Below are 12,042 nucleotides of genomic sequence, written 5' to 3'. Positions count from 1 at the left end.
AAGAGCGTTTGAGAATGAAGAACTGCGGCTGGGTATGATGCAGATTGCAAAGGAAACAGAACAGAAGCACGAACGTATTTTGCATCTTTTACAGGCAGAGACAACCTTCCGCCAGTACGTACATTTAAAAGGCAGAGAAGGGCTGTCTGACAGAATTTGTGAAAAGATTTATGCAGAGATGGAAAAAGAGAATGAAAGAAATCCAGTTCCAATGGCGGAGGCATATCCATTTGTAAAGAATGACTGCTGGAGTCTGAAGGCAAAAGACATCAGCTATATGAAGGTGACGGTCTGTGCGGGAGAAGACGGACAGTTTGATATAAAAGAAATACGAAAGAAAATGGTGGGAAACAGAAGGGAGCTTCTATTTTATGTTGAAGGAGCTTTGCCGAATGAGGAAGGGCACATAAAGAAAGGAAATGGACAGGAAAGGACTGGCAGGAAGGGGTATAGAATAATCCCCAGTCATGCAGTAATGGAGCAGAAAATTTTGAAGTGCCTGCTTTTGGACGGAAATGTAGACTTGAAACGGTTTGATATAAAAGGCAGCTTTGTCGCAGATGTATAGAACAAAAGAAGAAAGGCGGAATACAAATGACAAAGAAAAAATTAGCGTTGGAAGTAATCGAACGTCTGAAGAAAGAATATCCGGATGCCGGATGTACACTGGATTATAATGATGCATGGAAACTTCTTGTGAGCGTACGTCTGGCGGCACAGTGTACGGATGCAAGAGTCAATGTTGTTGTGCAGGATTTATACGCAAAGTACCCGACGGTAGAAGCACTTGCAGCAGCGGAGGCAGAAGACATAGAACGGATTGTACGTCCCTGCGGACTTGGAAAGAGTAAGGCGCGGGACATCAGTGCATGTATGAAAATACTAAAGGAAGAATATGAGGGAAAGGTTCCGCGGGATTTTGATGCCCTTTTAAAATTGCCGGGCGTGGGTAGAAAAAGCGCTAACTTGATTATGGGAGATGTGTTTGGCGAACCGGCGATTGTCACAGATACACATTGCATCCGACTTGTAAACCGGATAGGGCTGGTAGATGGAATCAAGGAGCCTAAAAAAGTAGAGATGGCGCTTTGGAAGATTATACCGCCTAAAGAGGGCAGTGATTTTTGCCATCGGCTTGTCTATCATGGCAGAGAAGTCTGCACAGCGCGGACGAAACCGTATTGCAGTAAATGCTGTCTGGCAGATATTTGTGCCAAAGAAGGAATATAACCGCGGGTATGTCTGTTTTGTTCTATTTAGAGAAATAGGAAAATAGAATAAATAAAACAGATAAGGGACGGATTGAAAAAATGAAATGGAAGGCTTTGCTTTTGAGCCTGTTTCTTACCCTGGGAACTGGAGGACTGGCAGGTTTTTTGACATCGGGCAGTATGCAGAAATACGAGGAAATGTATCATCCGCCGTTGTCTCCACCGGGGTGGGTTTTCCCAGTTGTATGGAGTATTTTATATGTTTTGATGGCAGTGGCCGCATATCTGGTTTACACTGCTGTGCCAAATGAAGAACAAAAGAAAGAAGAAAAAGAACCGGCAGACAAGAGGAGCGTTTTAAAACTGTACTTAGTGCAGTTAGCAGTAAATGCAGTCTGGCCGGTTTTATTTTTTAACTTGAATCTGTATCTGACGGCAGCAGTATGGATTTTGCTGCTGTGGTATCTGGTATTTTTAACAGCAGAAAATTTTTATAAAATCAGGCATATAGCAGGTAAACTACTGGTTCCATATTTTATATGGGTTACATTCGCTGTGTATCTAAATCTTTCTATTGCTGTGTATACGTACTTTTGAATGTAAATATCCGTATGTCTTTAGCATATATATGTTCAAGCTGGCGAGCTTTACCTGACAAGGTATAAGAACTATAAAAAGTGCGCATAGTAAGAGAAAAACGGGGTATTTTTCATACAACGTGGAAAGAAGAGGTATATTGTATGCAGGAAAATACAAAAAAGCTGCTGGAAGAATGTAATTCGGGATGTAAAATGGCGATTGAAAGTATGGATCAGGTCGGACAGTACGTTACAGATGACAAGCTCAAGGGTGTGATTCAGGATTATAATACCAGACACAAGAAATTGGAGTCAGAATCTTCCAGGCTTTTAGCGCAGGAAGGGCAGGAGGAAAAAGAACCAGGTGTATTTGCTTCGACATTTTCCTGGCTGACAACAGAGATGAAGATGATGGCAAAGGATGACAATAAGCAAGCAGCAAAAATTATGATGAATGGATGCAATATGGGAATTCAGTCGATTACAGAGACTATGCACCAGTGTAAGGACGCTTCCAATGAGAGTATGTCTTTGGCAAAGAAGCTGGTGCGTACAGAAGAGGAGTTCATGGGAGAAATGAAAAAATTTTTATAAGTATAGGAGCATTATATCATAGGAAAGTCCTTCGGACTGACCTATGATATAAAAGCCCTTCGGGCAGTATGCGCACGCCGCAATAAGGAAATTTTACCGCTTTGCGGTATTGCGGCGGCGCGCAAAGTGTACAAGCCCCTCAAGATTAAGGGGCTTGTACACTTTGTTATGACCTAACGTATTTCTTTCGGTATAAAGAAAAGACTACTCACCTAAAAAATATCTTCCGTAGGCATCGGCAGCTTTGATTGCCGCAAATACAGTTTCAGGCGTTACAGTAAACGGCATATTATGCAGAGTGTCGGTTGGCGCACAGGCTGCTTCTGCTACCTTTCTAAGCTTTTCATCAGATATTTCTGTGATTCCCAGTTCTTTTAATGTGACAGGAAGTCCTAGTTCAATACACCAGTCAATAATGTCTTCCAATTCTTCAGCGGGGATATTTTCAAGTACAAGCTGTGTGATTGTACCGAATGCAACTTTTTCTCCATGATACATATGATGACATTCTTCCAGTACAGTAAAGCCGTTGTGGATGGCATGCGCTCCGGCGAGGCCGCCGCTTTCAAAACCGATACCGCTTAACAGTGTGTTTGCCTCAATTACTTTTTCAACTGCCGGTGTCAAAGCGCCTGCTTCCAGGGCAAGCTTTGCTTTCACACCTTCTTCCATCAGCGTATCAAAACACAGTTTGGCCAATGCGATAGCGGCGGAGGTAACATTGCCGCCTGCACATGTGGTTGCGCCGCTTGCTTTGCAAGCTCTTGCTTCAAAATAAGTCGCCAGTGCGTCTCCCATACCGGATACCGTTAAGCGGACAGGGGATTTTGCAATGATGTCTGTGTCCATGAGCACCATATTAGGGTTAGCGGGAAGGAAAAGATATTCCTCAAACACGCCCTCGTCGGTATAAATAACAGAAAGAGCGCTGCATGGAGCATCTGTGGACGCGATGGTTGGACAGATAAGAACGGGAACGGATTTATAATATGCTACCGCTTTGGCAGTGTCGAGTATCTTCCCTCCGCCAATGCCGATTACCATATCGCAGCCTTCTTTTTCTACAATGGCTGTCAGACGGTTGATTTCATTTTTGCTGCATTCACCGTTAAAGTAGTCAAATACAATTTGTGCCTGACTATTCTTAAATCCAGCTTCTACTATACTGCCGCATCGCTTATATCCGGAAGCGGTAATCAGAATCAGCGCTTTTTTTCCATACTTTTCGGCATATTCCCCTAACTTTTTTAATTCTCCTGCACCCTGCACATATTTGCTTGGGCTGATTAAAATATTTGCCATAAAAAGACCTCCTTAACTGACAAAATAAGAATTTTGATGATTTTACCTACATTGCTTATATTGTCATTTTTCTAACAATATTCTCATTTTAATCCTCCTTTTTCATACTGTCAAGCAATGTGGAGAAGGGAAAACAAAAAAGGTAACAGACAAAGAAAGGCTTTTTGTATGTCTGCGTATGTGTTTGCGACGGTTTTGCTGTACAGAAAGAAGAAAAATAGTTTATAATAAGAGGAGCATTTTATCAGTACAAGAGAGAAGGGAATAAGATGTATATTGCTGATTTACATATCCACTCTCGATACTCACGCGCTACCAGTAAGGACTGTACGCCGGAGTATTTGGATTTGTGGGCGAGAAAAAAAGGAATTCATATTGTAGGAAGCGGGGATTTTACCCATCCGGCATGGCGGGAGGAACTAAAAGAGAAGCTTAAACCGGCGGAGGATGGACTGTATGTACTAAAAGAAGAATATCGGATTTTGGATGATACAGCAGCAGACACCTTTGCACCGCGGTTTGTAGTCACCGGAGAAATCAGTTCGATTTATAAAAAGAATGGGAGGGTACGCAAGGTACACAGTCTGATTCTGCTTCCCGGCTTGGAGGCGGCGGAAAAGATCTCAGAAAAACTAGAAGAAATCGGGAACATTCATTCAGACGGCAGACCGATTCTGGGCGTAGACTGTAGGGATTTGCTGGAAATTATTCTAGAGCTTTGTCCGGATGCCATGTATGTACCGGCACATATTTGGACTCCGCATTTTTCTTTGTTCGGGGCGTTTTCAGGATTTGACACAGTGGAGGAATGTTTTGAAGATCTTTCCGATCATATTCATGCGATGGAGACAGGGCTGTCTTCGGATCCTCCTATGAATTGGAGAGTCTCTGCATTAGATCGCTATCAGCTTATTTCGAATTCTGACGCACATTCTCCGGCGAAGCTGGGAAGAGAGGCGAATCTTTTAGATATAGAACTGTCCTATGAAGGTTTATATGAAGGGATTCAAAGAGGAAAAGGACTGTACGGGACAATTGAATTCTTTCCGGAGGAAGGAAAATATCATATGGATGGACACAGAAAATGTAATCTGTGCCTTACTCCTTTAGAGACAGAGAAATACAGTGGAATCTGTCCGGTATGCGGCAGGAAGATTACGATAGGAGTTTCCCATAGAGTAGAACAGCTTGCGGATCGCATGGAGGGCTACATAAGGGACAATGCAAAGCCGTTTGAGAGTTTAGTACCGCTTCCGGAAGTAATAGCAGCATCAGTGGGACATTCTGCGTCCAGTACAAAGGTGCAGAGGGAATATCAGAATATGCTGCGGCGCCTCGGGCCAGAATTTGAAATTCTCCGGACAATACCGGCGGAAGATATAAGAAGTGTCTCCGGCAGGCTGATCTCGGAGGGGATTATAAGGCTGCGGAAAGGAGAAGTAGAGAGGATTCCTGGTTTTGACGGAGAGTACGGAACGATCCAGTTATTTGATGCGCGGGAGCTTGAAGAAACGGACGGACAGATGAGCTTCTTTGATATGCTGGAGATGGAAACAGAGAAAGTACAGAAGCCGGATACAAAAGCAGTAAAAAAGGCTGGGGAAGCTTCTGGCTTAAAGTCTGCTGCGGCTTTTGAATCGGAAAGAGTAAAAAGGTCTGGCCTAAACGACGTGCCGGATTTAAATCCAAAGCAAAAGGAGGCAGCAGAGGCGGTAGGGGATGTTGCTGTGATTGCGGGGCCAGGTACAGGAAAGACAAAAACACTGGTTTCCAGGATTGTGTATCTTTTAAGAAAGCGGAAAGTGAAACCATCGGAAATTACGGCTGTGACATTTACCAATCTGGCAGCAGACCAGTTATATGAACGGGTGCAGGCCCAACTGGGGAAGGGAAAGAAAACCTCGAATTTACAGGTTGGAACCTTCCATGCGGTATGCATGACCTTTTTAAAAGAACAGGGAGAGGAATTTACGCTGATTGACAGGGAGGAAGCAAAAACGATTGCCAGAGAAATTCTGGAGGAACATACATATAAAATGTCTGTCAAAGAATTTCTGGAGTCTGTTTCCAGAGAAAAATCAGGCGTCGCACAAAGTGTGGCGGAAGAAGAGGCATGGCGGGAAGTATACGAAGAGTATCAAAGGAGGCTGAAAGCGCAAAAGCTTTTAGATTTTGACGATTTGCTTGTAAAGACAGCAGATAAAATAAAAAAGAAAGAGACATTGCCGGGATGGGAGAAACGGTTTTCTTATCTGTTGATTGATGAATTTCAAGACTTGAATCCGCGGCAGATGGAATTGATGCGGCTGTGGAGAGAAGCAGGCAGGGAACTGTTTGTAATCGGAGACGCAGATCAATCTATTTACGGCTTTCGCGGTGCAGATTCTGACTGCTTTCGGAGACTGGCCAAAGAAACGGCACACCTGTACGTGGCAGAGCTGGAAGAAAATTATCGTTCGTCACCGGAAATCTTGTCTGCGGCTCTGGAAGTGATTTCCCAAAATTCGGGTGGAAAAAGGAAGCTGCATGCAAACTGTAAGTCAAATGTTCCTGTAAGGCAGATACATGCACAGTCGGATATGGCGGAGGCAATTTTTGTGGCGAAGGAGATAGGCCGCCTGACAGGAGGACTCGGCATGCTGGAGGCGCAGACCCATTCCGAACAAATGCAGGACAGAAAGATAAGAGGGTTTGACGAGATTGCGGTTCTTTACCGGACGCACAGGCAGGCGGACATTCTGGAAACTTGTCTGAAAAAGGAAGGGATTCCCTATATCGTGGCAGGAAGAGAGAGTTTTCTGGAGGAGGAAAGTGTGCAGGGGAGCATTCAGTTTTTTAAATACTTAAGGGACAGTGAAAATGAATCTGCGAGGCGGCAGAGCCTTGCGTGTCTGTGGAAGCTGGAAGATACAGAGGTATCAGAGGAAATTCTGCGGACTACCTCGCAGAAATTTGCGCCGTTTTATATAGAGAAAAAACCGAAAGAATTTGTACAACTGTGGATGGAAGAAATGGGACTTACAGAGAACAAGTCTATGAAGAAGCTTGTAAAGACAGCAGTATTTTATGAGACAATGGATGCATTTTTGCAGGCCTTAGATTTTGGAGTGGAAAGCGATTTAAGGAGATGCGGGGACAAGGAATACAGCGCCGGCGCTGTAACGCTTATGACTCTGCATGGCGCGAAGGGATTAGAATTTCCGGTAGTGTTTATCTGTGGCGCCGCAAAGGGGAGAATCCCGCTGGAAAACGAGAAGCATTCCGCAGATATAGAAGAGGAACGCCGGCTCTTTTATGTAGGCATGACGCGGGCGAAGGAAGAACTGATTCTGACTTATGCGGGCGAAGAATCCGAGTTTTTAAGCGGACTCGCAGAAGGACTGCTTGAAAAAGAGGAGGCAGATAAGCGTAAAAGAGAAGGCGGCTATGAACAGCTAAGCTTGTTTTCATAAACGGGCTGAAAGTATCTTTGGCGTCCGAAATTGCTTTGAGAAATAAAGAGGAAAAGTGAGGAGCACGTATGAAAAGACGGGTAGATCTGTCGGAAATATCAGATGGAAGGTTATACAGCGCAAATGATATGGTAAAGGCGGACTGCCATGGCTGTGAGGGCTGCTTTGCCTGCTGCTGCGGGATGGGGACTTCTGTAGTATTGGATCCGCTGGATATTCACAGAATGATGCAGGGGTTACATATCGGGTTTGAAAAGTTGCTTAAAACAGGGATAGAGTTGAATGTGGTGGACGGGCTGATTTTGCCAAATCTGAAAATGACAGGGGAGAAGGAACAGTGTGCCTATTTAAATGAGCAGGGAAGGTGTACGATTCATAGATTCAGACCGAGTATATGCAGACTGTTTCCACTGGGGCGTTATTATGAGGAGAACGGCTTTCATTATTTTCTCCAAATCCATGAGTGCAGGAAAGAGACGCGGGGAAAAATAAAAGTAAAAAAGTGGCTGGAAATAGAGAATTTAAGAGCGTATGAGGCATATATTTTTCGCTGGCACCGTTTCTGTCTGGCTTGTGAGAAGTCTGTGGAAACACTGGAGGAAGAAAATATAAGAATTTTGACACTGTATATTCTAAAGACGTTTTATCAAACGCCTTACGAACAGACAGGGGAGGAAAGCAGTTCAAAAGAGGAGCACTTTTACCGAGAATTTTATAAAAGACTGGAAGAAACGGGACAAAAGCTGGGACTGCGCGTATAGAGTGAGGAAAGCATGATTGAAGAAATGAAAGACAGAAGTACAGACGTGTTGCAGATATTAAAAACATATTTTGGATATACTGAGTTCAGGGAAGGGCAGGAAGAAATTATCCGCGAAATTCTAAACGGGAGGGATATACTGGCAGTAATGCCCACAGGGGCCGGAAAGTCGATTTGCTATCAGATTCCGGCGTTGAAAATGAGGGGAATTACTCTTGTGATTTCCCCTTTGATTTCCCTTATGACAGATCAGGTAAAAGCGTTGAACGAAGCGGGAATCCATGCTGCCTATATCAACAGTTCCCTTACGGAAGGGCAGATTGTAAAGGCGCTTCTATATGCAGCGCAGGGAAAATATAAAATTATATATGTAGCTCCAGAACGACTTGAGACAGCACGATTTTTAGATTTTGCATGTCATACGGAAATTTCTATGGTAACGGTGGACGAGGCGCACTGTATTTCCCAGTGGGGACAGGATTTCAGACCTAGCTATTTAAAGATACTTTCCTTTATCAGACATCTTCCGGTGCGTCCGGTAGTCAGTGCTTTTACAGCGACGGCGACCCAGCGGGTTAAGGAAGACATTCTGGATATTTTAGAACTTTCTCATCCATATGTAATTTCGACAGGATTTGACAGAAAGAATTTATATTTTGCAGTATATGCAGCAAAAAACAAAAAGGACAAGATACAAAGTTATTTAAAAGAGCATGACGGGGAAAGTGGTATTATCTACTGTGCTACGCGGAAGAATGTGGATGAACTTTACCTGCTGCTTTCAGGAAAAGGATATTCAGTAGGAAGGTATCATGCGGGTATGAGTCCGGGGGCGCGACAAGAGAATCAGGAGGATTTTATCTATGACAGAAAGAAGATCATGATTGCTACGAACGCTTTTGGAATGGGGATTGACAAGTCAAATGTCCGCTTTGTCCTGCATTATAATATGCCCCAGAGTATGGAGAATTATTATCAGGAAGCAGGAAGGGCGGGACGTGACGGAGAGAGTGCAGAATGTATTCTCTATTATTCTCCACAGGATGTCAGGGTAAATCAGTTCTTGCTGGATACAAAAGAGAATATGGGAGATTTTACAGAGGAGGAGCTGCAGAATATCCGGATACAGGACAGGCAGCGGCTGCGGAAAATGACCCAGTATTGTACGACCAAAAAATGCCTTAGAAAATATATTCTGAATTATTTTGGAGAGCAGACGGCGGAGAAATGCAAAGCCTGCTCTAATTGTTCAGAAGAATATGAGGATACAGACGTATATCCGATTGCGGCGGATATTTTGGGATGTGTAAAAGAAGCGGGACAGAGATACGGAACAATATGATTGTGGGAATACTTGCAGGGGTAGACACTGCGAAGCTGCGTGCAAACAGGCAAAAAGAGAACAAATACTATGCATGCCAGAGTACACAGACGCAGGAGCTGTTAAAAGAAGTAATTTATGCGCTTGTGGAGGAAGAGGTTCTGTCATTGACAGAGGACAGGTATGCAGTTTTGAAATGGACTGCTTTGGCGGAGAAGTTTTTGACAGAGCGTCAGACATTTTTTATTGCCCGTAAAAAGAAGACACAGAAGGAGAACACTCCTGCGGCACTCAGACGAAAGGCTGGGGACAGTGTTCTTGCACCGGCAGAAAAGGAAATATTTGAACAGCTTAGAAGGCTTCGGATGCGTCTGGCAAAAGAACGTTCGATCCCTCCGTATATGGTGGCTTCTGATAAGACGCTGCGCGAAATGTGCTTAAGGCTTCCGCGTACAAAAGAAGAAATGCTGGAAATAGGAGGGATTGGAGAGCGTAAGTATGAGCAGTACGGAGCTGCTTTTATAGAATGTATTCAGAAGGCTTGGGAAATGAAAAAAGATTTTAGCAATACATCTGAGTATGGTATGATAATAGAAGATACGGCAGGTCCTTTTCCGACACCGGAGGAGCTGCGTGAAGAAGAAAGGAAGACGGGAGGAACGCAAAGATGAAGTGTCCAAATTGTGGAAATAAGATAGTGGAGGGCTCGTTATTCTGCGAAAATTGCGGTTCGAAGATTCCAGAACCAGACCAGAGGAAAGAGAAAAAAGGAAGCTTCTGCCCCTTCTGTGGTGCATGGAATGAAGGGGATGACAGGTTTTGTGCAGAGTGCGGCCGAGATCTTGCAGAGATAGAGGACGAAATGGAGGATATGCTCGAAGAGAGCGCGCAAGACAGAGGGAAACAGAAGAAATCAAGTGGCCCTCTGATCGCTGTTATCTGTATTATCGTAGTTCTGGTTGTTGCCGCAGGTGTAGGCGGAGGCGTCTATTATGTACATATGAAGCAGGAGAAAGCGGCGGAAGAAGAACGAAAAGAAAAAGAGGAAAGAGAAGCGGAAGAAAAGAAAGAGCAGGAGAAGAAAGAGGAAGAAGAAAAAGCTGCCAAAGAAGAGAAAGAGAAGGAAGAGGAACAAAAGAAGGAAGAAGAGAAAAAAGAGAAAGAAAAGGAAGACAAAGACGACAACGAAGATAAAGATACGCAGAAGCGTCTGGAAGCAGATTATATTCTGCCGGATAGTTCTACAAAGCTTTTGACGCAGTCAGACATTTCTGATCTTACGCTTCAGGAATTAAACTATGCGAAAAATGAGATTTTTGCCCGTTATGGAAGAAAATTCAGTTCCCCAGAATTACAGGAATATTTTGACAGTAAGAGCTGGTATCACGGGACAATCAGTCCAGAAGACTTTGATGCAAATTATGCGAATTCGTTAAGCGAAATTGAGAAGAAGAATGTAGAGCTTCTGAAAAGTGAAGAGTATTCCAGATCTGCAAACGGCTATCAGTTGGATCAGTAGTACGATAGTTTTAGAAGAAAGGAAAAGGGGAGGAAGTAAAAGATGAATTTAACGCGGCGGTGGAAGAAGTGGTGTACAGTTTTGTGTGCTGTTTTGTGCTTTTCTTTTTTGCTTGCAGGCTGCCATAAGGCAGGACAGGAGGAAACAGAGGAAAAGTCAGAAGAGCAGCAGAAGGAAGAAAAGAAAGAGGCGCAGGAGGAAGCGCGCAGAAAGGCAGAGCAGGAGGAAAAAGAGAAAGAAGAGCAGGCAAGGCGTGAGGCCAAAGAAGCAGAGGCAGCAAAAAATAAAGGGGTTACGATTGTCATTGATCCCGGGCATTCCAGTGTTGTAGAGGATAAGCAGGAGCCAGTCGGCCCCGGCGCACAGGAATACAAATCCGGAGACACCTATGGAACCAGCGGGATCAGTACAGGAACGCCGGAATATGAGCTGACGCTTACCTTATCGCAGCAGTTAAAGACAGAGCTGGAAAACAGAGGATATACAATCGTGATGACTCGTGAAAATAATGAAGAGCCCAGAAGCTGTGTAGAGAGGGCGGAGATAATGAACAATGCAGGCGCTACGGCATGTGTGCGTATACATGCCAATGGTTCGGAGGATACATCCGTACAGGGGGCCATGACTATCTGCACAACATCGGGGAATCCATATGCACCAGAGTTATATCAGTCCTCCCGTTATTTGTCAGACTGTGTGTTAAACAGCATGGTGAATACGACAGGGTGCATCAGTCAGGGGGTGTGGGAGACAGATACAATGAGTGGAAACAACTGGAGCCAAATACCGGTTACGATTGTGGAAGTAGGATATATGACAAATCCTGATGAAGATGTGAGGCTATCACAGCCGGAGTATCAAGGACAGATTATTCGAGGAATTGCAGATGGAGTCGATGAATTTGTGAATAATATCTGAAAATATTGACTTTGATGATTAAAAGTTCTACAATTATAGTATAGATAAATGAAAGGAGTGACGATTATGTCGGATATGTATATGGGAGTCATTTTGTTGGCGGTGACGGCGCTTTTGCTCTGCTGGGTGGTAGCAGAATTTCAGATATATTCGGCAGACCACTCTATGGAAGAAGCGATAAGAAAGCCCCGCGCAGCAGCAAAGAGAGCGTTAAGGAAGTGGAACTTTTTCAGGGCACTCAAAGATGCAGGACATTTGCCGCAGGAAAAATTAAAAGAAAAAAATAAGACGGTATATATAACAGAACCGGAAGACAAGAAAAAGAGCTATAAAAATAAATAGGGTCGGTACTTTTTATAAAGAAACGTTCTGAGATGTCAGGGCGTT

The 12,042-nt window shown here is 44.0% G+C and carries 9 protein-coding genes and 1 pseudogene; 9 read left to right on the top strand and 1 reads right to left on the bottom strand.

Annotated elements, in window-relative coordinates; all coding sequences use genetic code 11:
- Positions 1-594 precede the first annotated feature (594 nt).
- The 3 genes from ACZ5C4_RS16885 (at position 595) to ACZ5C4_RS16875 (ending at position 2,383) form a co-directional block, all read left to right on the top strand.
- Complete coding sequence (locus ACZ5C4_RS16885) at positions 595-1,230, top strand: endonuclease III domain-containing protein (protein WP_464521993.1); 636 nt, start codon at positions 595-597, stop codon at positions 1,228-1,230.
- An 80-nt stretch (positions 1,231-1,310) separates the two neighbouring features.
- A complete protein-coding gene (locus tag ACZ5C4_RS16880; protein WP_464521992.1) occupies positions 1,311-1,808 on the top strand; it encodes a TspO/MBR family protein in 498 nt (165 codons plus the stop codon).
- A gap of 143 nt (positions 1,809-1,951) precedes the next feature.
- Complete coding sequence (locus ACZ5C4_RS16875; protein WP_186876707.1) at positions 1,952-2,383, top strand: DUF2383 domain-containing protein; 432 nt, start codon at positions 1,952-1,954, stop codon at positions 2,381-2,383.
- 204 nt (positions 2,384-2,587) lie between these two features.
- Here the strand turns inward: ACZ5C4_RS16875 and ACZ5C4_RS16870 are convergent, their stop codons facing one another.
- Entirely contained in the window at positions 2,588-3,685 is a 1,098-nt protein-coding gene (locus ACZ5C4_RS16870) for a glycerol dehydrogenase (protein ID WP_464521991.1), read from the bottom strand.
- 269 nt (positions 3,686-3,954) lie between these two features.
- Here ACZ5C4_RS16870 and ACZ5C4_RS16865 point away from each other — a divergent pair, with 269 nt between their 5' ends.
- The 6 genes and pseudogenes from ACZ5C4_RS16865 to ACZ5C4_RS16840 all read left to right on the top strand — a co-directional run bounded on the left by ACZ5C4_RS16865 (position 3,955) and on the right by ACZ5C4_RS16840 (position 11,997).
- A complete protein-coding gene (locus tag ACZ5C4_RS16865; RefSeq protein WP_464521990.1) occupies positions 3,955-7,137 on the top strand; it encodes a UvrD-helicase domain-containing protein in 3,183 nt (1,060 codons plus the stop codon).
- Positions 7,138-7,205: 68 nt separating this feature from the next.
- Positions 7,206-7,898 carry a YkgJ family cysteine cluster protein gene (locus tag ACZ5C4_RS16860; RefSeq protein ID WP_464521989.1) on the top strand — a complete coding sequence of 231 codons (693 nt, stop codon included), beginning with the start codon at positions 7,206-7,208 and terminating at the stop codon, positions 7,896-7,898.
- A gap of 24 nt (positions 7,899-7,922) precedes the next feature.
- Positions 7,923-9,889: pseudogene (gene recQ, locus ACZ5C4_RS16855) on the top strand (DNA helicase RecQ).
- A complete protein-coding gene (locus ACZ5C4_RS16850) occupies positions 9,886-10,737 on the top strand; it encodes a YARHG domain-containing protein (RefSeq protein ID WP_464521988.1) in 852 nt (283 codons plus the stop codon). Before recQ ends, ACZ5C4_RS16850 begins: the two are co-directional and overlap by 4 nt.
- A gap of 42 nt (positions 10,738-10,779) precedes the next feature.
- Positions 10,780-11,655: an N-acetylmuramoyl-L-alanine amidase gene (locus tag ACZ5C4_RS16845; protein ID WP_464521987.1), complete on the top strand. Its 876-nt coding sequence runs from the start codon at positions 10,780-10,782 to the stop codon at positions 11,653-11,655.
- A gap of 66 nt (positions 11,656-11,721) precedes the next feature.
- Positions 11,722-11,997 (top strand): hypothetical protein, encoded by a 276-nt coding sequence (locus tag ACZ5C4_RS16840; RefSeq protein ID WP_464521986.1) that lies wholly within the window; start codon positions 11,722-11,724, stop codon positions 11,995-11,997.
- Positions 11,998-12,042: the final 45 nt, after the last annotated feature.

The organism is Mediterraneibacter flintii (assembly GCF_055387595.1).
The sequence above is the reverse complement of the archived record's forward strand: the minus strand, read 5'-3'. Positions and strand labels throughout refer to the sequence as shown.